The sequence below is a fragment of the Salipaludibacillus agaradhaerens genome (assembly GCF_002019735.1).
Classification (GTDB): Bacteria; Bacillota; Bacilli; order Bacillales; family Salisediminibacteriaceae; genus Salipaludibacillus; species Salipaludibacillus agaradhaerens.
This window is the reverse complement of the sequence record NZ_KV917378.1, coordinates 2,582,552-2,605,743: the sequence shown is the minus strand read 5'-3', so window position 1 is coordinate 2,605,743 and position 23,192 is coordinate 2,582,552. Positions and strand designations below refer to the sequence as shown.

20 protein-coding genes, 6 tRNA genes and 1 rRNA gene are annotated in these 23,192 nt (G+C 41.1%); 19 read left to right on the top strand and 8 right to left on the bottom strand.

Features of this window, described 5'->3' with window-relative positions; all coding sequences use genetic code 11:
* Window positions 1-8: 8 nt before the first annotated feature.
* Window positions 9-755, bottom strand: coding sequence for a glycerophosphodiester phosphodiesterase (locus BK581_RS12130; protein ID WP_078578422.1), 747 nt, complete (start codon window positions 753-755; stop codon window positions 9-11).
* 502 nt (window positions 756-1,257) lie between these two features.
* Here BK581_RS12130 and BK581_RS12125 point away from each other — a divergent pair.
* From BK581_RS12125 to BK581_RS12110, 4 genes are all read left to right on the top strand, one after another.
* Window positions 1,258-1,788: a hypothetical protein gene (locus BK581_RS12125; protein ID WP_078578421.1), complete on the top strand. Its 531-nt coding sequence runs from the start codon at window positions 1,258-1,260 to the stop codon at window positions 1,786-1,788.
* A 1,417-nt stretch (window positions 1,789-3,205) separates the two neighbouring features.
* Window positions 3,206-3,649: a DUF2521 family protein gene (locus tag BK581_RS12120; protein ID WP_078578420.1), complete on the top strand. Its 444-nt coding sequence runs from the start codon at window positions 3,206-3,208 to the stop codon at window positions 3,647-3,649.
* A 74-nt stretch (window positions 3,650-3,723) separates the two neighbouring features.
* Entirely contained in the window at window positions 3,724-4,437 is a 714-nt protein-coding gene (cwlD, locus tag BK581_RS12115) for an N-acetylmuramoyl-L-alanine amidase CwlD (protein WP_078578419.1), read from the top strand.
* A 285-nt stretch (window positions 4,438-4,722) separates the two neighbouring features.
* Window positions 4,723-5,775: an Mrp/NBP35 family ATP-binding protein gene (locus BK581_RS12110; RefSeq protein WP_078578418.1), complete on the top strand. Its 1,053-nt coding sequence runs from the start codon at window positions 4,723-4,725 to the stop codon at window positions 5,773-5,775.
* 88 nt (window positions 5,776-5,863) lie between these two features.
* On the opposite strand, the gene gerD is transcribed toward BK581_RS12110, so the two are convergent.
* Window positions 5,864-6,484, bottom strand: a complete 621-nt coding sequence (gerD, locus tag BK581_RS12105; RefSeq protein WP_078578417.1) for a spore germination lipoprotein GerD — start codon at window positions 6,482-6,484, stop codon at window positions 5,864-5,866.
* A gap of 307 nt (window positions 6,485-6,791) precedes the next feature.
* Between gerD and BK581_RS12100 the strand changes: the two genes are divergently transcribed.
* Entirely contained in the window at window positions 6,792-7,421 is a 630-nt protein-coding gene (locus BK581_RS12100; protein ID WP_169837697.1) for a KinB-signaling pathway activation protein, read from the top strand.
* A gap of 187 nt (window positions 7,422-7,608) precedes the next feature.
* Here BK581_RS12100 and pdaB read toward each other — a convergent pair whose 3' ends face one another.
* Window positions 7,609-8,370 carry a polysaccharide deacetylase family sporulation protein PdaB gene (gene pdaB / locus BK581_RS12095; protein WP_078578416.1) on the bottom strand — a complete coding sequence of 254 codons (762 nt, stop codon included), beginning with the start codon at window positions 8,368-8,370 and terminating at the stop codon, window positions 7,609-7,611.
* A gap of 117 nt (window positions 8,371-8,487) precedes the next feature.
* On the opposite strand from pdaB, the gene BK581_RS12090 reads away from it, so the two are divergent.
* The 9 genes from BK581_RS12090 to BK581_RS12055 all read left to right on the top strand — a co-directional run bounded on the left by BK581_RS12090 (window position 8,488) and on the right by BK581_RS12055 (window position 10,411).
* On the top strand, window positions 8,488-8,703 hold the full coding sequence (locus tag BK581_RS12090) for a hypothetical protein (protein ID WP_078578415.1): 216 nt from the start codon (window positions 8,488-8,490) through the stop codon (window positions 8,701-8,703).
* Between the two features lie 119 nt (window positions 8,704-8,822).
* Window positions 8,823-8,939: ribosomal RNA gene (rrf, locus tag BK581_RS12085) — 5S ribosomal RNA — on the top strand.
* Between the two features lie 40 nt (window positions 8,940-8,979).
* On the top strand, window positions 8,980-9,177 hold the full coding sequence (locus BK581_RS19970; RefSeq protein ID WP_143709678.1) for a hypothetical protein: 198 nt from the start codon (window positions 8,980-8,982) through the stop codon (window positions 9,175-9,177).
* 59 nt (window positions 9,178-9,236) lie between these two features.
* Window positions 9,237-9,311: transfer RNA gene (locus BK581_RS12080), tRNA-Asn, on the top strand.
* 1 nt (window position 9,312) lies between these two features.
* Window positions 9,313-9,388: transfer RNA gene (locus BK581_RS12075), tRNA-Thr, on the top strand.
* 319 nt (window positions 9,389-9,707) lie between these two features.
* Window positions 9,708-9,782, top strand: a tRNA-Glu gene (locus tag BK581_RS12070).
* Window positions 9,783-9,951: 169 nt separating this feature from the next.
* Window positions 9,952-10,026, top strand: a tRNA-Gln gene (locus tag BK581_RS12065).
* A 181-nt stretch (window positions 10,027-10,207) separates the two neighbouring features.
* Window positions 10,208-10,283, top strand: a tRNA-Lys gene (locus BK581_RS12060).
* 52 nt (window positions 10,284-10,335) lie between these two features.
* Window positions 10,336-10,411 (top strand) — tRNA-Ala (locus BK581_RS12055).
* 934 nt (window positions 10,412-11,345) lie between these two features.
* Here the strand turns inward: BK581_RS12055 and BK581_RS12050 are convergent.
* Entirely contained in the window at window positions 11,346-11,540 is a 195-nt protein-coding gene (locus BK581_RS12050) for an aspartyl-phosphate phosphatase Spo0E family protein (RefSeq protein WP_143709677.1), read from the bottom strand.
* 246 nt (window positions 11,541-11,786) lie between these two features.
* On the opposite strand from BK581_RS12050, the gene sigW reads away from it, so the two are divergent.
* The 5 genes from sigW (at window position 11,787) to glmM (ending at window position 17,113) form a co-directional block, all read left to right on the top strand.
* Entirely contained in the window at window positions 11,787-12,350 is a 564-nt protein-coding gene (sigW, locus tag BK581_RS12045; RefSeq protein ID WP_078578413.1) for an RNA polymerase sigma factor SigW, read from the top strand.
* Between the two features lie 21 nt (window positions 12,351-12,371).
* Window positions 12,372-13,028 (top strand): zf-HC2 domain-containing protein, encoded by a 657-nt coding sequence (locus tag BK581_RS12040; protein ID WP_078578412.1) that lies wholly within the window; start codon window positions 12,372-12,374, stop codon window positions 13,026-13,028.
* 446 nt (window positions 13,029-13,474) lie between these two features.
* Window positions 13,475-14,311: a diadenylate cyclase CdaA gene (gene cdaA / locus BK581_RS12035; protein WP_407690337.1), complete on the top strand. Its 837-nt coding sequence runs from the start codon at window positions 13,475-13,477 to the stop codon at window positions 14,309-14,311.
* Window positions 14,304-15,683, top strand: a complete 1,380-nt coding sequence (locus tag BK581_RS12030; RefSeq protein ID WP_078578411.1) for a CdaR family protein — start codon at window positions 14,304-14,306, stop codon at window positions 15,681-15,683. Before cdaA ends, BK581_RS12030 begins: the two co-directional genes overlap by 8 nt.
* Window positions 15,684-15,751: 68 nt before the next feature.
* The gene (gene glmM, locus BK581_RS12025) at window positions 15,752-17,113 is read left to right on the top strand and encodes a phosphoglucosamine mutase (RefSeq protein ID WP_078578410.1); all 1,362 of its coding nucleotides are present in this window, start codon (window positions 15,752-15,754) and stop codon (window positions 17,111-17,113) included.
* Between the two features lie 398 nt (window positions 17,114-17,511).
* On the opposite strand, the gene BK581_RS12020 is transcribed toward glmM, so the two are convergent.
* The 4 genes from BK581_RS12020 to BK581_RS12005 are packed head-to-tail and all read right to left on the bottom strand — an operon-like array spanning window position 17,512 to window position 22,655.
* Window positions 17,512-18,651, bottom strand: a complete 1,140-nt coding sequence (locus BK581_RS12020; RefSeq protein ID WP_078578409.1) for a mannitol-1-phosphate 5-dehydrogenase — start codon at window positions 18,649-18,651, stop codon at window positions 17,512-17,514.
* Window position 18,652: 1 nt separating this feature from the next.
* Window positions 18,653-19,090 (bottom strand): PTS sugar transporter subunit IIA, encoded by a 438-nt coding sequence (locus BK581_RS12015; protein WP_078578408.1) that lies wholly within the window; start codon window positions 19,088-19,090, stop codon window positions 18,653-18,655.
* Window positions 19,091-19,092: 2 nt separating this feature from the next.
* Window positions 19,093-21,210, bottom strand: coding sequence for a BglG family transcription antiterminator (locus tag BK581_RS12010; RefSeq protein ID WP_078578407.1), 2,118 nt, complete (start codon window positions 21,208-21,210; stop codon window positions 19,093-19,095).
* A gap of 32 nt (window positions 21,211-21,242) precedes the next feature.
* A complete protein-coding gene (locus BK581_RS12005) occupies window positions 21,243-22,655 on the bottom strand; it encodes a PTS mannitol transporter subunit IICB (protein WP_078578406.1) in 1,413 nt (470 codons plus the stop codon).
* Between the last annotated feature and the right edge of the window lie 537 nt (window positions 22,656-23,192).

Below are 23,192 nucleotides of genomic sequence, written 5' to 3'. Positions count from 1 at the left end.
ACCACCCTTCATGATGTTTTCGTTATTTCCTGTCGTACTTGCAGGGCTTGTTCAGGCCAATCAGTCATAATAGCAGCACACTTAGCTTGAAAAAGAGCTTTCATATGTGAGGGCTCATTGACTGTAAAAGGTCTGACAGGTGTGTCAGCTTCTGCGGCTGCCATGAGTAGTTTAGGGACTGCCACCGGTAACGAGCAGTGTAGTGATTGAGCACCTACTGTTTTAGCATAATTCCATGGCTCATATAGGCCTTCCATAAACAAAATGGCCGTTTCGATAGTTGGGTGCAGTTGTCTAACAGTTACGAGGCTATAATGATTAAACGATGACAAAATAACACGGTCTATCAGATCGTAATGCTTTATAAGTTCAATGACGGCCTTCTCTATCCCAGGATAGTCAACGATTCCCGTTTTTAATTCAATATTTAATTGTAACGACTGTCCCCTTAACCAGATGAGTAACTCTTCTAATGATGGTATGGTCGCATGGGAAAAATCGTCATGAAACCAGCTGCCAGCATCCATTGTCTGTAATTCTTCATAAGTCAGATCTTTCACCCAGCCTTCTCCATTTGTCGTCCGATTAACGGTTTCATCATGGATCAGGACAGGGACACCGTCTTTCGACAATTGTACATCCACTTCCAATCCATCAGCTCCCGCTTCAGCGGCAGCTTTATAAGCGTCCATCGTATTCTCCGGGTAAGTACCAGATGCCCCACGATGAGCGAAAATTAATGTCTGTTGTGTCATGACGTGACCAACTCCTTCAATAAAAATCTATGTTCAAAGGAACTATTCTGTTGCTAACAGAAAAACTCCTTTATCATGAGGAAATCTTTACATAAACGATACAAACTTAATGGCATTCAAAAGAGAAGTGGATATAAATGCAGATATAGAAACTAACTACAATAAATTTTCCCAACTACAAAAGTTACAACACGAAACAGTTAATAAACAAACACTAGGTAAAAAAATAGTTACCTTAACAGGCTCCCGAAGCGAGATCTAATTTTCGAATGATATTAGGATAAGGTTTGTCGCATCCTTTACCCCTGAAGACTTGCCCTCGGGAGAGGTTTGCTTATACAGATGGGTGAACTGGTTGTAATACAAAGTCGTTCAAATTATGTCTAGATCCTTGCTAACGGTTTGTTAGGTTCTTTATCTATGTGTTGCAACATAAATGGCCAAATGAGAAAATGGTTTCGTGTCTTCAGCGAAATAGAATGGGTTACGAGGAGGAGAGAAAGTGAAACGTACACTAGGCACTTTCTTATTTGTGATCAGTACTCTCATAGTGACTGCTTTATTTGTCTTAAACACAAAATCATCCCAAACCGTCAAAAACGAAGACGTCCAGTTTCACATTATCTCTAGCGACCAACAAACAGATCATAGCTATTATATTGAGGTTGAAATCACTAATGGAAGCGACTGGACATTAGAAACGAATCATATCTTTGTCGATGAGATGACGAAAGAGACTCATTTATCAGAAGATAATGCTTCTTATACTGAGACTATTAATCGGTCAGATGCTGATCAGCATGCAGATGATGAACAAGTTCAAGGGATCAGCCTTCATAAAGGGGAGGGTGATTTCACGCAAATAGCGCCAGGGGAAACACTGACAGTTGGATTTGACTATGAGGTTGAAGAACCTGACAGTGACTCATTGCTCGTTGTCTTTCGTAGTGATGCCATTCGTAACGAGGCTGATGGTCTGAGAACACACTACACCACTTTAACGGATACCCTTGATCTCACTAGCATGGCATAAAAATGTCATTATTTTATAAACCTATTCACCTCTTTACCTTTAAAGAAGAAGCTTTGTTAATAATTGCGTCATTAGTGCGAGTAAAATAAGCGGATATGTTTCGGTTAAATGCAGGAGAGAGCTCATTTTTGGGTATATAGAAGGAATTTTTCCGCTTATGCAGAGCAAAACGAGTTATTTTCAGATTTTTCGAGTTAATAAGCGGAATTTCTCCGTCTATTTAAGCTATTTTCATTGCTAATAACTATTTAAGAGTATTTTTTCCGTCTATTTCTCAGATCAAGTTCTTAACCTGAGCCCCTAATCGATAAGAGACAATCATTAAGACAAATTTATTTATGCAACACGAGTGTCTTGATCTTTAACATAGATAACAATCGTCCGTAAAACGCTCCATTGAGAAGATTGCCTAGATAAATTAGTCCATGGCAACTATGTCTAACTAAAATAACCATTATGAAAGTTGATAACCATTGAGGTGATAAGATGTCTAAAAGAGAGAGGCGCTGGAGACGTTTTTATATATTGTTATTTATCTTCTTATACGGGTGTGTCATTCCAATCAATTTGTTCGTCTATTTTAGTTTGACTGATGAGCGTTTCCCTTTTGTCCCCATATTAGTGGGTATCATACTCCCCTTTACAAAAAAGCGTCATCTCGAACAGATAAGACAGGAATCTTCTTAGAACTAAGGAAGGTTCTTTTTTATCACAAATAACCGTCCGTAACCGCCCGTGACAAAATAGAGAGGAAAAAATCTATTTAGGCGTAAGCTAACGATCACTAAAAACTACCAATCAGTGAGAGAAAAACGAAAATACCACTGATTAAAGGTTCATTATAAAGTCCTACAGTAAGTACCTCGCTTTTTTTATTATAATGTGTCCATCAGCGGGAATGTTATACTAGCTAGATGTTGCCTGGATAGATCTAACACGTATCACGATAACCCGGTTGTTTAACCTAAAAAGTAATATGCAGGAACCTAGGATTTTACGTGATGTTGTCGTTTTTAAACTGTTCAACGAAAGTTAAGGCTTGAGCCCCTTTTGTGAGCAAGACAGGTATGAAATTACTCGTTTTACAAAGCGGTCAACTAGAACCTTTATAGGGACATGAAATGAAACCGATATGAATCCAATCATTAGAATTGTTGCACCAAAGAAGGATGGACACAATGACCCCACTACTATGGACTGGCGAATAGAAGAACCTACGTTGTATTTGGTAATGAGCATTGACTGCTTACATTCATTTTTCCCAACTGTGAGAATGCTATTACGTGGCATAGCTTTAGTAAAGTATTTTACATAATACACCTCTTGCGCTCCCTGTTATACCAGATATTTGCCGTTATGAAATAAGCATTTCAATGGACACTAAGGGTACGAAAAGAGAGAAAAAAGGGGAGTAGCAATGGGGATGAATGTGATTTTTACGTTAGGAGAAAAGCGGAAGGAAAAGCAATGGAAATATCAACGAAGCATGCTCCGGACGTTATCGATAAATGACATGAAAAAAGATGTCCAACGTCGGTTTTTCGCACATGAGATGGAGGAAACTGTTTCGCAATTGTACCTCCAGGATTTTTGCTTGGATGTGGGTATTGATGCTTTCCTCTTGGGAGCTGAGTTTGCCCGTTTTGGTTACTACGGGGAACCTGAATTTACGGTCATGCGTCGTTGTGCGGGGGAGATAAACATGCAAATTGACCAAACAGTTGCTCAGTTTGTAGCATGGCTTAAATTAGATGATGCACAAACCGCGGTATATAAAGAAGTGGCCACTGGTTTTATATATGAGTGGTGGCGCCAAGGCTTTGATGAAGGACGGAAACGACATCAATTGAAGCTACATTAATATTAACTGTCGTAAACCACACATATTTTCTTAGTTGTCCCATATATATAGTACAGGCAGGGAGGGGACAATGAATGAAAAAATGGTGGGGAATACTGACGTTAACGCTTGTCATTGCCACTGTACTGGCAATAACACCTTTATTAATAACGACGGAAGATTCATCAGGTTATGGATTGCCCCTCTCCGGGCAATACATTATTTTAGATCCTGGGCATGGCGGAATTGATGGCGGAGCGAGTGCTAAATCCGGCCTTTTAGAAAAAGATGTGAGTTTAGCTATTAGTTTATATTTGCGTGATTATTTGCAGGAAGCCGGCGCCCTCGTCCTCATGACACGTGAAGAAGATAAAGACTTGGCTTCACCTGATACCAAACGTGTTCGCTCTCGTAAGGTGGAGGATTTGAAAGAGCGAGTTCGCCTTATAAACCAATCAGATGCTGATTTATTCATTAGCCTACATTTAAATGCCATTGGGGAGTCACGTTGGTCGGGCGCTCAAACGTTTTATAACCGTGCTATTGAAGGGAACGAAGCGTTAGCTAAACATGTTCAACTTGAGCTGATTCGTAATTTAGAAAATACGACCCGCTTACCGAAGCCCATTCACAATGTGTATCTCATTCAACAAGCAGCCATTCCAGGTGCTCTCGTGGAAGTAGGATTTTTATCTAATCCAGAAGAAGCAGAACTTCTTAGTACTGATGCGTATCAAAAAAAGGTGGCCGCTTCTATTTATCATGGGATTTTACGATATGCCAATAATGAGCCCTTTCCCGAACCTTAAGACTGGATAAATAAAAATGGCCCTCACTCTTACTTGGATGAGGGCCATTTTTCATTCTCTGTACTAGTGGTCCAGAGGCATGAATCGGTGCTCAAGCGTATATGATAATGTAAACGTGTCTTGTAGAGGATTTCAATGACGCATCGCCTTTTCTTAGATGTAAGGGTCTTTCATCTGAGTTAAAACAAAAGGAGTGTGCGATGTATCACCATAGTCGGTGTACATATATGTTATAATAGCGACGTAGTGGGAGTGCATACATAATGAATAAAGGATGGTGTCTTCATGTTAACAGAAGAGCAAGTGCTTAAAGCGTTAGAGCCTGTGAAAGACCCACATTTGAATAAAGGTTTGCTTGAAATCGGAGCTGTGAAAGAAATTAAAATTAAAAAGGAGCTTGTGAGCCTCAAGTTGGCGGTGGCGCAGCCAGGAACCGCTGAACAGATGCAGCTACAGCAAGAAGTGGTGAACGCCGTGAAAACTGCCGGGGCCGAGTCTGTCGGTTTGCGATTCGAGCAACTGTCTGACGAGGAGCTTGCCAAACATGGCGCTGAAACGGAAGAGAGTAACAGCACCTCATTGTTAGATAGCAAGCATACGACATTCATTGCTGTGACGAGCGGAAAAGGCGGTGTGGGAAAATCCACAGTGTCAGTTAACTTAGCCACATCGTTAGCGCGGAAAGGCAAGAAGGTCGGGATTATTGACGCCGATATATACGGGTTTAGTATTCCAGATATGATGGGCATTGAAGAACGACCGAAAGTAGTGGGACAGCGTATTTACCCAGTTGAACGTTTCGGTGTGCAAGTCATTTCTATGGGCTTCTTCGTGGAAGATAACTCTCCAATCATTTGGCGCGGGCCTATGCTCGGAAAAATGCTTAATAACTTCTTTAATGAAGTGGAATGGGAGCAAGACCTTGACTATCTCATTCTTGATTTACCGCCAGGAACAGGGGATGTAGCACTTGATATTCATTCCATGCTCCCTCATTCAAAGGAAGTCATTGTCACGACACCCCATGCAACCGCTGCATTTGTAGCTGCTCGTGCTGGTGCGATGGCGATTAAAACGGAGCATGATATTCTAGGTGTTGTAGAAAACATGGCTTATTTTGAAAGCAAGCTTACAGGGGAGAAGGAATACGTCTTTGGTAAAGGAGGCGGACCGAAACTTGCCGAAGAACTACAAACGGAAGTTTTAGCTCATATTCCGTTAGGTCAGCCTGACATCGATGAAAATGATTTCGCCCCATCTGTATACGATGAATCTCATCCTATAGGAAAGATTTACATGAAAATGGCGGATAACGTCATTAAAAAGATTGAATCCTGACGAGCAAAAAAGCCTGTTTTGACCTTTTGTCAGAACAGGCTTTCATTTTAAGTGAGCAATATAGGCACGTATGTGAAGGTTCTATCGGTTACGAACCACCATCACCTTGAGCGCCTTCTTCTCCTTCACCGCCACCATTATCAGGTGCTTCCCCACTTTTGAGTTCTTCTTTCGCCATCTGTTGTAACAACTCATTGAGACGAGCAACAAATAACGGACTTTCCATCGCTTCCATGACAATAGCTCTCACTTGTTCACGATAATCCTTCGTTTCCATTAGTTCCACATAATTTTGTTCCATCTCAGGATCTTTCATGATGTCAAGCATCATGGACTGATACTCAGGGTCTTTCATCAATCCCTTTAATAAGTTCTCATTCTCCTCCTGCATACTTTCTGCGAATGTTTTCGCAAACTCAGGGTCCTTCATCACCTCTTGCCAATACTCCTGTCCTTCTTCAGATGCCAAAGTCGTTTGAATCGTTTCTTTTATAAAGTCCTGCTCCATGATAAGCTGTTCCTGTATTTCTTCATCTTGTACCACTTCTTGAACCGCTTTTTTTCCTTCTTCTGTTTGCAACACATCCACGACCATTTGCTTCGTCGCTTCATAATCCGCTTGTTGCCCTTGATCGTCTGTTACCGTGCAAGCCGAGGCGAAAAGAGAAGATAATATTATAAAGAAAATCATGGCAGAATAACATCGCATATTGATCCCTCCTTTATGGTCATCACTAGTGTTAATATGGGAAAATACTTTGATTTTTATGCAGGTGGATTGTCCCTCTCATTAGAGAGTTTGGAAATATGTTTTAAGCTATTTATTCGGCTACTCTTATAACGCAGGTATTTGCGTTTGTCACTAATAGTTAAAATAATGTTGGAAATGTGGTGATTTAAAAAGGGGCAAAAAGGAAAAATTAACGATACTGAAAACAAACGGAAGCGTGTTGAAAAAGCTGGGTATTACGTCCAAACTTTGATACAATATAGGGTGTGATTGGAGGAGAACGGACGTGAATTCAAGAAAAGTGGTATTTTTATTTAACTCAACCTTTATTATGGGGACTTCCGCAGGTTTTATAATTGGGTTATTACTTGATTGGCAAACCCATATAAGTGATATGGCTAACTTAAGTTTTGGCGGTGTCGTCATGGTGGCTATTACAGCGGCTATTTGGACCGTGATTGCACAGATGGGCTTTTTTGCTTATTTAACCATCCATCGGTTCGGCTTAGGTATTTTCAAATCGGTTAGCCTTTGGAATAAGGTACAAATTGTTCTCATTGTTTTTGCCTTATTTGATTTAATGTTTTTCAGACATTACTTTTTTGCGGCTGAAGGGGAGTCCATGCGTGGGTATGCGGTAATGCCATTAATGCTTCTTGCATACGGTCTCATTGTAGCCTATGTAAAGAGGAAAGAAACAGAGCGGACAGCATTTGTTCCGACGGTCTTTTTCATCGTCGTAGTGACGACGATCGAATGGATTCCAGCCCTAAGGGAAAATGACGTGACCTTCATGATAAATGCCATTGTACCATTGCTTGTGGCTAACACATGGCAAATCCTTGTACTCCACCGCTTACATCGTCAGCCAAATGGGAAGCAGCCGAGTGTGGAAGATATAAAAAATGAACGATAACAAAAAGCCGCCATCCTAAATAGGGGGCGGACTTTTGTTTATCATAGGTAACCTACGTAAAGCTCCCGTCTCAAAAATAGCGAGTGGAGACAACTCTATTTAGGCGGGAGCTAAAGTCTTGATTCATCTACCAAAACGCCCACTGATTGAAGATTTATCGTTTGAAGAGGGGAGTAAAATGTGTGGGCTAATCAATTTCTTTAGCATCCACTGAAGCCCCTGATAATAAATGAGAGATAGAGACGAATGAGAAACCATCTTTCTTAAGTTTTTCTAGAACGATCGGGAGTGCCTCTACGGTCTGTTTAGCGGAATCTGAGGCATGGAAAAGAATAATATCTCCATTCTCTACGTTCGTTGTGGCATTGGCTACGATTGTATCCACACCAGGGTTTTCCCAATCGTGTGTATGAATGCTCCAATGTATGACATCATAATTAAGGTCCTCGGCTACTTCTAAAATCCTGTCATCAAAGCTTCCGTTTGGTGGACGTAGATACTTAGGTTGTTCTTCGGTTAATTCTGATATGGCATTATGGGCTCTTTGAATATCTTTTTTGACATCTTCTTCTTCCCATAATGTATAGTGCTCGTGACGGTAACCGTGACTGCCAATTTCGTAACCAGCTTCATCAATTTTTTCTAGAAGGTCTGGATGTCTCTCAGCCCAAGCGCCAGAGACGAAAAAAGTGGCCTCTTCAACTTTTTCCTCTTTTAAGACAGCTAAAATTGGTTCTAATTGTTCTTCTCCCCAGCTAATATCAAACGTCAGTGCCAAATCTGGTCGCTCAGCTTCTACGCGATGTATGGCTACAGGTTTATCCCCCGTAGAAAATACCGGTAGAAGAGGTGATTCAACGTATAAAATTCCTGCTGTAAAAAAGGCTGCAATACTTATAATCATAAATCGCTTTAATGATTTAGCGCGCCATATCCAAATGAAATTCATGCGTTTTGTGCCCCCTTGTCCGTCTTTATCACATATGTATTCGCAGGACAGGCAATTATGAATAAAAATAGTGAAACAGGAAAATAATTTTTAAGACGACGAAAAGGGGGGCTGTTCGTGATTGGATTTATGTTGAAAGAGCAAGAAGCGGAAGAATTTGAGTATATGTTAAAAAGGGAGCTAGAAGAGCTTTTACTTGACCTCATGGATGAGCGGCTTGACGGGCAAATTCGCCAAGCGATGGAAGCGAGATATACGGTTATATATAAGCTTTATAAAAGGTTGGCACCACCTAAGGAAGTCCTTAAGTACTTGCGCCATCCAAGTACTTGAAGTGAGATTACTTTAAAAGTTATCTTATTGGATATTTTTTTGGACAACTACTTGAAATGGATGAAAAAAAATAGTATGATAGCTACTGTCTCACAAAGTTATACTTTGTGGAGACGGAGTTTAGTGACAATCGCGGAGAGGTCACACCCGTTCCCATGCCGAACACGGCAGTTAAGCTCTCCAGCGCCGATGATAGTTGGGGGCTCTCCCCCTGTGAAAGTAGGACGTCGCTAAGCTCAACCCTTAAAGGGTGTAGGCTACATATTTCAGGGGATTTTGAGTAAATTATTTGTGATTCCGCTGCTTGTTTTAAAGGAATACAGGCTAAGAACGTCACGTCGTGTGACAACGCCTGCACTAGCACGTCCTGTGCGTCGAAGATTCGCCAGTTATGCCAATATTATTTTATTGGGAAGAAGCAAGAAGATCGAGGAAGCAAGGGAAAGAGTGACTGAGCGTATTAGACATACGTGAAGAAATGAGAGAGCGAAGCTGACGAAGATATTCGCCGCTTATTACCAATAAAACATTATTCCACAGTAGCTCAGTGGTAGAGCAATCGGCTGTTAACCGATCGGTCGTAGGTTCGAATCCTACCTGTGGAGCCATGCTTCCTTAGCTCAGTTGGTAGAGCGCATCCATGGTAAGGATGAGGTCAGCGGTTCAAGCCCGCTAGGAAGCTCCAGATAAAGCTTGTAATGACAAGGGATCCGATATAAAGGATTCCTTTTTTGCATGGTCAATAGAAAACTGGCTATGTGTGGCAACCTGTTGTTGTCTAAATTTTTCCTTTCATCTTCTATTGTTAATCCCGAAATGGTGTAATTTAATTGAGTATCAAGGTGACAAAAGACTGTTAAAAACGCCGTATTTTGATTTATTACGACTGAATAATACTTTTTTTATAAAAAGTATTGTCAAACTTAAATATATTTGTTATTATCTTTTTTGGTAAAGGTTCCCCCGTCATTTAAAAATGAGGGAACATATTAAAAAGGAGATTTGGCCCGTTGGTCAAGTGGTTAAGACACCGCCCTTTCACGGCGGTAACACGGGTTCGAATCCCGTACGGGTCACCAACTATTTTATATTAGCGAATTGTGTGAATGCACAATTTGTTTTTCTATGTTGACTACCTATAAGCATTCCTCCTACTTCTAATGATTGGCGTATATATTTTTAGAAAGAGGGAGATAGTAACTATTACGGATTTATTGGTGTGAGGGTAAACAACCATTTGACATACATAGGGCTATAGCCAAGCGGTAAGGCATCGGATTTTGATTCCGTGATTCGCAGGTTCGAATCCTGCTAGCCCTGCCATTTTTTTATTTTATAACAGATAATCGTCCGTAAAACTGTCGGCTCAAATATAGAGAAACCTTTTCGACGAGAGATAACGACTGCTAAAGTCTCTGCCACTGATTGAAGGTTCGTTTTATAAAGTTTTTTAAGAGCCTCAGTGGACAGAACCGTAAACAGCCAATCAGTTATTTAAGACAGTGAGCCATTAGCTCAGCTGGTAGAGCATCTGACTTTTAATCAGAGGGTCGGAGGTTCGAATCCTCCATGGCTCACCATACCTAATCAATGAAAATATATTTAGTCGTGAAATATCTATAACTACACGACGGGGCCTTAGCTCAGCTGGGAGAGCGCCTGCTTTGCACGCAGGAGGTCAGCGGTTCGATCCCGCTAGGCTCCACCATACATATGACTAATCCCTGGAGGCTATCTCTAGGGTTTTTATAATCGTTTGAATGAAGGTCCCAAAGACATTTTTAACGCCTAAAATCGAACAATGAAATACACCCTAGATAAGATGTCTTGTCACTATCGAGTGAGAGTAAAATAAGCGGAAATTTTTCGGTTAGATGCAGGAGAGAGCTCATTTTTAGGAATATAAGAGGAAATTTTCCGATTATCCAAAGCGAGAAGACCTATTTCTCAGATTTTCCGGGTCATTAGCGGAGTCTCTCCGCTTAATTAAGCTATTGTCAGGGCCAGTAGCTATTTAAGAGGATTTTTTTCGTCTATTTCTCTAATTGGATTCTTAACCTTATCCCCAAACCGATAAGAGCGGCCCCTCACGACCCCAGAGTTGGGAATCAGTATCTTTTTATAAAGCACCTCCACGGTTTTCTCACTTCTCCCTTTCGATTGCTAGCTGCAACATTTCTTTTTCTCCTAAGGAAGACTCGTTTGATCCGTTTCCTTCCCCAGCTATCGGTGATTCACTTGTTGAACTTCTGATCATACGAAAAGAGTGGAGCACGGTCAAGTCGAATACAAATATATTATCTGAAGACAAGCCCTTGGGAAAGTATCCGTCTATAGCGGAAGATCGCTGGATGAGTTGTGCTAAATAGGGGTGTTTTGTCAGATGAAAATGTTTTCTAATAATTCGGTTCGTTATAAAGTGACAAGGACTACCTTGAAGGGCGTGTGAGGCATAGATCAACGTGAAGAATTGACGAGAGGATTAAAGGAGAGTTCGTGGTGCCTTCACAAAATAAAAAGCCACACTACACTATGTTTAGTCAGGATGTGTTCGTGATATATAGGTAGTTTAAAAGTCGTTTATAAAGAAAAATGAAGGCTTGTATGCCCGATAATATTTTGGCTACAAGCCTATTCTTCTGTCATAAGAGCGAGCTGTTATTTTTTAGTTGCATCGATTGGTATTGGTTTAGGAGTTTATCTAAATGTGTACTTATTTCCACAACTTCTTCAGATGTGCGATGTTTTTTAGCTGTAAGATAGTGCATCTTTGAACGGGTTTTCTCGATTTCCGTGAGTAAAGCGTGTTTAGAAAGATTTTGAACAGCCACAGTCATCGTCAATGACCCCCTTCTACACGTAGTGTGCACCAATGGTTGTACAGTAGGGAACATCTGTCACTAAAGTTTAAATATTTATTCTTATAATACCCTTTACAATTTTTTAGTAAACGTGGATTTAATGGAAACCCTCTATTCTTTTTTTGCTTTTAAGTGATAAAATAAAGATTGTGTATTAAATTGAAACCTTTCATTTGCGTGAACGTATACAAGGTAACCGCAGTGAAGCGGAGGTTATGCGGTATGGATATTGTTGTTAAAAAAATTATTGTTGAAGTTAAAAAAGGGGATCAACAAGCTTTCGGAGAGTTAATGGATCTTTATAAAGATAAAGTGTACCATATTGCTTACCGGATGTTAGGAAACGTTCATGAAGCACAAGATGTAGCGCAGGAAGCGTTTCTTAGGGCATACACGAACATTGATTCCTACGATATTAATCGGAAATTTTCTACGTGGCTGTTCAGAATCGCTACGAATTTGGCCATTGACCGAATACGGAAGAAAAAACCGGACTTTCACCTGGAAGATCAAGTAGCAGGAACAGAGGATCTTACATATTATTCACAAATCTCATCAGAAGAAGAATTACCTGAAGATCAGGTTGTCCAATTAGAAATGCAGGAATGGGTACAGCAGGAAATCATGGCGTTACCACCTAAATATAGGTCAGCTATAATTCTAAAGTACCTAGAGGACCTCTCTTTAAAAGAGATTAGTGAGATATTAAATCTTCCAGTCGCAACGGTAAAAACGAGGATACATCGAGGGAGAGAAGCGTTGCGTAAGCGGCTTAAACATTCATAGTCGTGGAAAGGAGTGACAGGAATGGCCTGTTCAAAGGAAAATAAAGTTCTTATCCATCAATATTTAGATGAAGACATGACATTGCTTGAAAAAAAGCAATTTGAACAACATATAATGACTTGTAAGGATTGTGAACAAGATCTTAAGGAATTACGTAAAACCATCGCCCTTGTCCAAAGTGGCTCCCATTTTGAAGCACCGGCTAATTTTACCGAAAATGTTATGAAGCAATTACCGAAACAATCCAAAACATATAAATGGAAGCACTGGGTGAGGAAACATCCATTTATCTTAGCGGCAGCAACATTTTTCCTTCTGTTCGTGATCAGCCTTTCAGCTACCTTTTCTGATGACAATAAAGAGATTGTCGTTCAAGGAGATGGCGGATTTATCGTTGATCAGGAGCGAGGCGTCGTCATTATCCCTGAAGGAGAAAATATTGAAGGGGATTTAATCATTCGTAACGGGGATATAGAAATTGAGGGTGAGGTTACAGGGAATATTACTATCATTAACGGAGAACATCTTTTAGCCTCAGCAGACCAAGTAACAGGAGAAATAAAGGAAATCAATCAAGCCATGGAGTGGCTATGGTACCAAACGAAATCCTTCTTTTCTGAAGTAGTTAGCTTTGTAGAGAAGGAGACACATAACGATAGCCAAAATAACTTAGAATAAAGCATACAGAAAAGACTGTATGCTTTTATCATGTAAAGCCCCCTGCTCAAAATAGAGGAGACGACATCCATATAGGCGTGAGCTACGGCCAGTAATGTCCTAATTGAATCAATGACTAATCAGTGGGAGAAAGAGGGGCATATTTTCATATTTTTTAACTAAAGTAGAGCCCATGGGAAAACATCTGTCTGTAATACGACATCCCTGTATGAGTCGTTTTTGTTTGATGAGATTGATCGGGTATCGTAAATTTGAACATGCATTAAATTTCCTTAAGTAATCAAGAAACGTTTTGTGTTCTTTTAGCGTCTAAAAAATGTCTCTATATTTATATTAAGCCAGCAGAAACATTAATCATCTTAGTTAGAATGATACAGCATGAAAATATGTTATAATATACGAGTTGAGTACATGTTTGCTGAGTATGGCATTTTGGAGGAACGAACATGACGAACCTGATGAATCTGATCGAAGGCATTTCATTTTTTAGAGCTTTGGCTATCATAGCGGATATCCTGCTCGTAGCCTTTGTTATATATAAATTAATTATGGTGATAAAAGGAACACGTGCCGTTCAGCTTGTTAAAGGGATCACAGTCATTTTGGCTGTGTGGTTTTTGAGTGGCTACCTCGGCTTAAATACATTGCAATGGATTATGCAGCAAGCTGTTACATACGGGTTGTTAGCTATTATTATTATTTTTCAGCCTGAATTAAGGCGGGCTTTAGAACAGCTTGGAAGAGGGCGCTTCTTTCATTCCAGCTCCATTGCCGATGATGATGAAATTAAACAAACGATTGAACATATTATTAAAGCGTCTAACTATATGGGGAAAAGGCGAATTGGGGCACTGATTGCGTTGGAGCGAGAAACAGGGATGACAGATTATGTGGAGACAGGTATCAGTATGCATGCTAAACTGACGTCCGAACTTCTTATTAACGTATTTATCCCAAATACACCGCTTCATGATGGTGCTGTTATTTTGAAAAATAATGAGATAATGGCCGCAGGATGCTATTTACCATTATCAGAAAATCCATTTATTTCGAAAGAGTTAGGGACACGGCACAGAGCAGCCTTAGGTGTCAGTGAAGTGACGGATGCTATCACGATTGCCATATCTGAGGAAACAGGTGGCATTTCCGTGACAAAAAATGGAGAGCTCCATCGAAGTTTAGATGAGGAAGCATTACGAAACTTATTAGAAAAAGAACTGTTAAAGCCAGAAGGTAACGGTTCATCTTCCCGTTGGCAATGGGGAGGGAAGAAAAATGGATAAATGGTTTAATAGAAATTGGTTCATTAAACTGAGTTCACTAGTGATTGCCATCATGTTATTTCTCATGGTCAATATGGATGGCACTCCGAATCAGCCAGGGGGGATTCCCGGTATAACTGATGGCTCAAGAGTCATGGAAGAAGTGGCGTTAACAGTCTATTATGACGAGGAAAATTATGTACTTACTGAGGCGCCAGAAACGGTACAAGTGACACTGAGGGGACCGCAAAATATCTTGACTTTAGCCCAAGTCACTCAGCCACAGCAGGAAGTGTATGTAGACTTAACTGACAAAGAACAGGGTGTTTATTATGAACGCGTGCAGCATAGTGGGTTCCCTAGTGATCTCACGCTTTCTATCGTTCCTATGACCGTTAGGGTGACGATTCAAGAGAAACAGACGGTGTCCTTCCCCGTGGAGGTAGAGCTCATCAATGAAGGGCAAATGGAAGAAGGGTATGTGGTTGGAACCCCCGAAGTGACCCCTTCGACCGTTGATATTACAGCTGCTCAAGGGATGATTGAACAGATTGTATCAGCGAAAGCCGTCATAGATTTATCTAGCCGAGATTCCTCATTTGAGGAATCCGTGGCGGTCATTTTTTATGATGAGAATGGCAACGATTTAGAGTTAAATGCAGATCCACCAGCTGTTGAAGTTTCTGTGCCGGTCACAAGCCCGAATAAGGAAGTGCCAGTTAGGCTTGGGAGAGAGGGACAGCTTCCCGATGGTATGGCAATAGATACTGTCAGACTAAATCCCGAAAATGTGACGATTTATGGCCCAGTGGAGGTTATTAATGATATTACCTTTGTCGATCTACCTAACATTGATTTAAGCGAGATTTCTGGAGATGATACATTCGAATTAGAAGTCCCTTTGCCAGACGGCGTGGAAAGCGTTAGTCCAGAAACAGTTACCGTAGATATCGAAGTAACTGAAGAAGAGGAAAGAGAGTTTTCTGATTTTTCGATTGATGTTGAAGGGTTGGAAGATAATCAATCAATAGAGATAACCTCTCCTGACGATGGTCAATTCGATCTCATCGTTAATGGAAGTTCGACTCTTTTAGGAAGATTGGAACGTTCTGAATTACAAGCTCTTCTAGATGTAGAGGGATTAGAAGCCGGGGAGCATGAAGCAAATATTGAGATTAGTGGCCCGCAGAATCTTCGCTTTCCTCAGCAAGGCATGACAGTCACATTTATTATTACTGAAACACCTCGGGGAAGCGTCAGTCAGGCAAACACGAATCAAGAAAAAAATGATGAGGAAGACAATAATGAGGAAGAAGAGCCTGAAGACGACAATAATGAAGAAGAAGAATCAGAAAATGTGAACAATGAGCATGAGGAAGAGGACACGTCCTGAATGAATAAGGGCGTCATATTCGGTGATATATATATATTGAATTTTTAACTTCTGAAGGAGCGATATGAATGGGTAAATTTTTTGGTACTGATGGTGTGAGAGGGGTTGCAAATAAAGAACTTACACCTGAACTTGCGTTTAAGCTGGGGAGGTTCGGTGGCTACATTCTGACGAAAGAAACGGATAAACCTAAAATTCTAATTGGGCGGGATACTCGTATCTCTGGTCATATGCTTGAAGGAGCTCTCGTAGCAGGCCTTTTATCCATCGGCGCAGAGGTTATGCGACTCGGAGTTATCTCGACTCCTGGCGTGGCATTTTTGACAAAAGCGCTCAGTGCTGACGCAGGGGTCATGATTTCTGCCTCTCATAATCCTGTGGAGGACAACGGGATTAAGTTTTTCGGCTCTGATGGCTTTAAACTACTTGATAGTCAAGAAGAAGAGATCGAAAAACTACTAGAACAAGAGGATGATATGGAAGACGACCTCCCACGGCCAGTTGGCGGAGAAATTGGTTCCGTTAATGATTATTTTGAGGGTGGACAAAAATATTTACAATTCCTCAAACAGACAGTTACAGAAGATTTCTCTGGCTTACATATTGCCATTGATTGTGCTCATGGAGCGGCTTCACCTTTAGCGAACCATTTGTTTGCTGATTTGGAAGCTGACCAAATCTCTTGTATTGGTTCTTCACCAAACGGAGTTAATATTAATGATGGATTCGGTTCAACTCACCCGGAAGAGCTAGTTGCTCTCGTGAAAGAGAAAGGCGCTGATATTGGCCTTGCTTTTGATGGAGATGCGGATCGTTTAATTGCGGTTGATGAAAATGGCAACATCGTTGATGGCGACCAAATCATGTATATTTGTGCAAAGTATATGAAGGAAAAAGGACAGTTGAAGCATAATACGATTGTGACAACTGTCATGAGTAATCTTGGTTTTTACAAAGCGCTTGAACATACAGATATTGATACGAAGCAAACAGCTGTGGGTGATCGTTATGTTATGGAAGAGATGAGAAAAGGCGGCTTTAACCTGGGTGGTGAGCAGTCGGGACATATCATCTTCTTAGATTACACCACGACAGGAGACGGATTGTTATCAGCTCTTCAACTTGTTCAAATTGTGAAGGCGACAGGTAAAGCATTGTCTGAGCTTGCTGCGGAAGTCACGAAGTACCCGCAAAAGCTCGTTAATGTTCGTGTAGCAGATAAAAACGCTCTCCATAATAATAGTATTATCGCTGATGAAATTAATATTGTCGAAAGTGAAATGAACGGTGAAGGAAGAGTGCTCGTCAGACCATCTGGTACAGAACCGCTCGTCCGTGTTATGGCAGAGGCTCCAACTGTAGAGCTTTGCGATAAATATGTGGATAAAATTGTTGGCGTTGTTAAACGCGAACTAGGGTCATTAGAATAGACGCATAAAGGGAGGCTGACTGCGCAGGAATTTGCTGCTACGTTGGCCTTTTTTGTGTTAATTGACTATGAAAGAATATGCCTAAGTGACTCGGCACATGCTTAAGGCAATAGGAATAAACCGTATATAAGACAAAGATTAAATCAGCAGTTGGTCCAACAAGAAGCAAAATACATGCATTCACACTGAATTTACTTAAAAATGCGAAGGGCATAGTTTGACGAAAGCTTGTGGTGACAGAAATAAAAGAACGGGTAAAATTAATAACGAGATGATGGCTTCACTACTCTTTATTGTAGTTACCGTAATAACACGACGAAAGCGACTCAATAGAATGAGTCGCTCATATAAACTTAATATGAAGATAACGCTCATGTTTTATACAAGGCATTATTTCTCTAGCGATTATAAAGAGATATCACTTCTGCAGTAATACTGTCTTCAGGAGATAATCTTGAAACCTCACAAAAGGCCGCTTGAACACCCTTCTCTTTTATTTTCTGTTGTAATTCGACAGCTTCAGTATCTTCTGAATAATCATATTGAAGGGCAGCTACAATGACAGCTATTAAGCCATCGGCTGATAGGCTGCGCTCTTTTAACTGTCGTACAGGACTAATTAACCGTTCATTGTAGCCTAATTTCTTGATAGGTTGACGAGCCACACGAGTCACCTCGTCAATAATGAAAGGGTTAGAAAATCGCCCGAGAATTTTCTCAATATAGTGGTCATGTTCAGAAGCGTTGAAGCCGTGTTTTTCCACAATTAAACGGCCGGTTTCTTGGAGGCCTTTTCGGATAGAGGCTAATATAGTGTCATCATTTAATGCATCTTGCACGGTTTTTTTGCCGGCTTTATATCCAGCATAAGCGGCGAGAGCATGCCCTGTGTTCACTGTAAATAACTTTCTTTCAATATAGGCTTCAAGCTGATCAACAAAATGGATGTCTTTAACCGGTGGAAGCTCTCCTTTAATTCCACTCTTATCCACAACCCATTCAAAGAATGGCTCGACGAGGACATCTAGAACATTCGCTTGAGACTGATTAGGTACGATACGGTCAACGGCCGCATTTGGAAAACCAATTAGACGCTCAATATGCTCAGTAGTATCTTCTTCAAGATGGTTATGAATCGCTTCTTTTAAAAGATCTGATCCACCGATCGCATTTTCACAAGCAATGACATTTAACGGGTCGTCTGTCATGATCACGCGTTTAATGAGTCCTTTCGCAATAACAGGAGCGACATGAGGAAGGATATGAGCACCGACGGCAGTCGTAACTAACGTCGCTTCAGTAATAGCTTGAATCACGCTTTCCTCATCATGGACTGAATGGAGCCCCTTTACACCACTTACTGTAAACGAGCGCTTTTCTTCTTCAGCATAAAACACGTTATAGTGTCCCTGCACATTGATCTCGTTAATAATCGTCTCATTCACATCTACGAAGATGATGTCATATCCTGCTTCCGCTAGAATTTTGCCAATAAAGCCCCGTCCGATATTACCAGCGCCAAAATGAACAACCTGCATGTTAATTCACCTCGCTAAACAAGGATAAAAGCTCATCTTCACTGGACGCATTCACCATTTTAGTAATATTAGCTTCATCAGAGCACACAATTGCAATTTTAGAAAGAATATCAAGGTGTTCATTGTTTTTCCCAGCAATTCCAAAGATCATTTTTACTTGATTGCCATCACCATAATCAATGGGACTGGCTAGCTGAAGAATGGAGATACCTGATGCAAGAACAGTATCTTTAGCATCTTCTGTTCCATGTGGAATAGCAATGTAATTACCCATAAACGTAGATGTGAGCTCTTCTCGTTCAAACATTTTATCCACGTAGGCTTCATCCACATAGCCGCCTTTGACGAGAACGCGACCAGCTTCACGAATTGCTTCTTCCTTAGTAGAAATAGCAGCGCTTAATTTAACATTTTCTTTCGGTAAGATTGGTTTACTCATGATTATGAATCTCCTTCATTAAAATAATTTTGATAGTACGTCATCAACCGATGACTGATGAAATGTGAGATGTCCTCTTCACTTCCATATTGAAATAAGTGAAGGCTGTCATCATTTTCGATGATCATGCTGCTGATTGAACTTAATATATCAGTCTCTTCCTGCGTCATATCGACTGGACCAAGCATAATCAGCACCCTTTTCATCTCAATGGTGCGTGAATCCATTGCGTCAACGGTGACGGGTTGTGCCAATTCATGTATGAGAAAGAGTGGCTGAAAGACGTGTTCACTTCTTGCGTGATAAAGGGCCATAGTGGTGTTAGGCAGCCCTAACCCAGACATTTTAGCGCGTTCTTTTAGTTTGCTTATGACAGCCTCGACATGAGTAATGAGGCCTTTTTCTTTTAATGTCTCCATCGTTTCTGTAAGAGAGGGCCAGAGCGAGCCAGTTTTTGTGCTCTTGATAAGTCTAAAATGTTCTAGCAATGCCACTGTGCAGGTGAGACTTTGTTGCATTTTCATAAATACACTCTGTGCTGCATGAGTGCTTTTCAATTCTTTTTTGATAGATGGCACCGTTTGTTTCGGCATGGTTTTTTGACGTTCTTGCCTGTCGATATACTCTTGGATTTTTAACACGTCTTCCTTTGTTAAGAAGGGGTTCACCTGGACATAATCCACCGAATAATCTACTAACGGAATGGTGGAGATGACTAAATCGAGTTCTTCAGGCTTCATATCATCTAAATCAAACAGGGACATATTTTTAACCTTTGTAATAGCAGGAAATTCATTCTGCAACCGACTTGCGATCATCTTGGATGACCCAATACCACTGGAGCAAATAACCACGGCTTCATGGGTTCTCCGCTGATTATCCCGTTCAATCGCTGAACCGAAATGAAGGACGAGAAAGCCAATTTCTTCATCGGGAATGGGAAGGTCTGTGAGGACCTGTTGAAAAGCTTCTTTAACAATCGTGAAAAGTTCAGGATAGTTTTGCTGTATTTTGTCCTGCAAAGGATTGTAAATGTGCATGCCTTGTTTTAAGCGATAAAGGGCTGGGTCTAAGTGAGCCATCAGTCCTTGATAGAGGGACAGATCTTTCTGCAAGTCTATCTTTACCCGTTGACTAACTTGTTCCGTTAGCTTTTTAGCAATCATAGCCGTATCCATATTTTCTTCGGTAAACAAGACGGCCGTATCTTGCCGTATCTTTGCCCCCCGTAAATGCATGGTAATGTACCCGACCTCGGCATCAGGGATTTTTAACGAAAAAGTGTCTTCAAGCTGCTGTGCCATTTCTGCTGCAAGCTTAAATTCTTTTTTTCCTTTGAGACGGTCCATTAACTCATCGTTCATTTGAATGTTTTCGCCTTTTAAAATACGTTCAATAGCGAGTGTTAAGTGCACAACAAGAGCAATGTATGCGGAATCTGCCAGACGATAATCTAAAGAGCGGCTGATTCTTTCAACCGCTTCCTCCACTTGCTTCAACTTCTCCACATTTATAAAGCCAAGTAATTGTCCAGCGATCGACTGACTCACTGCAGCACTTTCTGAAGGCAGTTGTCGCCGGATATATTGGAGAATGTCAGCTTCATCGAAGTTTTCCGCAAGAATACCACTGATGGCGCGGCGTTTTGCTGATTCAAGACCAGTGACTTGGATGCCGTATCCGCGCCGTTTCTTTAGGTTTAAATCGTACTTGGCCAGCCATTCAGCGACTTTTTCTAAATCATTACTAACAGTCGCCACAGTGACATTTAGATCTGAAGCGAGGGATTGCAGCTTTGTAGGCTCAAACGCTTCTAGCAATTTACACGTAATGATCACCTGACGCTGTTCAGGCATGAAATCCACATGCTTTGAATCTTGTAAGTCTTGAGCGAACTGCTTAATTTGTTCCTTAGCCCCTTGTAGGTAAATTCCTTTACCCGTTTTTTTCTTCAACGTTAATTCATAAGGGCGTAGAAGCGCATCAAACGTCGTTAAGTCACGGTGAATGGTTCGCTCACTGACTTGAAGGGAGCTGGCGATCTCCCGGATCGTCACTCCCTCAGGTTGTTCAATTAGTTTATCTAAAATGTAGCGGTCCCTAGCAGACACATACATCATGGTTAATCACTCCGTTACAGCGATAGGCTGTATCACTTTAGCTGATCGATCAGCTTATCATATTCTGGACTGCTCAAGAAATTATCGACCGAAATGTGATGAGCAGAAGAAAGCTTTTGTTTGGCTCGTGGTGTTAAGTCCTTGTGCGTTATCACCACATCAGCATCATCAGGTAATTGACTAATGGCTGTGTTAGCGACCTCAATGCTTAGACCCGCTTTCTTTACTTTATCGCGAAGGATGGAGGCCCCCATTGCACTGGACCCCATACCAGCGTCACAAGCAAAGATAATTTTGTTGACTGTGTCCGCACTAACTTCATCATGGTCACCCTCAGTTAAAGTAGAAGACACTGAACTTTTCTTACCTTTCATCGATTCCATCTTTGATGTTGCTTCCGATAGATCCTCTTCACCTTTATTTTTGCTCGCTTTCAATATGACAGCCGCAACGGCAAAGGAGATAACGGTAGCGACAATGACGCCTGCATATACTGCGATATAGTTACCAGGTTGAATTAAGATAGTATAAGCGATGATACTACCTGGAGATGGACTGGCAGGCAATCCAGCACCAAGCAAGTTAAACGTGAATACCCCGCCCATGCCGCCAGCAATAGCTGCGATAATTAACGTTGGTTTCATTAAAATATACGGGAAGTAGATTTCATGAATCCCACCGAAAAAGTGAATAATTGCTGCGCCTGGTGCAGAACGTTTTGCCATTCCTTTACCGACGAACATATATGCAAGAAGAATACCAAGACCAGGTCCCGGATTTGTTTCTAACAGGAATAGAATCGAGCGTCCAACATCAGAAGCCTGTTCAAGGCCAAGTGGTGTCAGAACACCGTGATTGATAGCGTTATTTAAGAACAACACTTTCGCAGGTTCAATGAGAATACTTGCAAGCGGTAATAAACCTGCGTCTACAATTATTTCTACCCCTACACCTGCCGCTTGGCTGAAAGCATTAACTAACGGCCCTACACCTACGAGACCGAGGATAGCAAGGGCACCACCGAAGATACCAGCTGAGAAGTTGTTAATTAACATTTCAAAACCAGGCTTAATTTTGCCTTCAATCGCTTTATCGAGCTGTTTAATGACAAAACCACCGAGTGGTCCCATAATCATTGCGCCGATAAACATAGGAATCTCTGCGCCTACAATAACCCCCATCGTAGCTGTTGCCCCTACGACACCCCCACGTGTACCGTGAACTAACTTACCTCCTGTGAAACCGATTAATAATGGTAATAAGTACGTAATCATTGGTCCGACCATTTCAGCGAACGATTCATTCGGGAACCAGCCATCAGGAATAAAAAGTGCAGTAATCAACCCCCAGGCAATGAACGCGCCGATGTTCGGCATAATCATACTACTTAAAAAGTTACCGAACTTTTGAACACGAGTACGTATTGACCCTTTTTCTTGTGCCATTATCGTTTTCCTCCTCTTTTTAGGCATTTAGACATGTTCCTTGTCTAATTCAATAGTAAAGCGCTATCATGACGAATACAATTGAATGAAAAGCTAATTTCGTCATAAGCATTGTTGACATCTTTTGCACTAAGCTGCGAATCGATTGGGGCACAAGGTGTCCCGGCGCAGGTCTACTTCTCAATGCTTAACTATTGATAATCCGTAAAACGCCCGTCTCAAAATAGAGAGGAGAGAAAATCTATTTAGGCGGAGCTAACGGACGCTAATGTCCTAATTGAAGGTTTGTTTTATATAGAAGAAACATGTAGCATCTAAAAAATTTAGGAGAAAAGGGCCAATTTCGTTTAAAAGGGGTATCTTCACTCTAGGTGTGTTCATTTTAAGAAACAGGAAGAGACTTATATTAACCCTTACCCGTTTAAGCCCATTTAAACCATTTTATAAGAAATCATGGGTCTTCCCTCTTAATCAAATCTTTTTATAGAAAGAATGCGTGACAGCATCTCATTCTCACACCCGCATCGTAAAATTCAC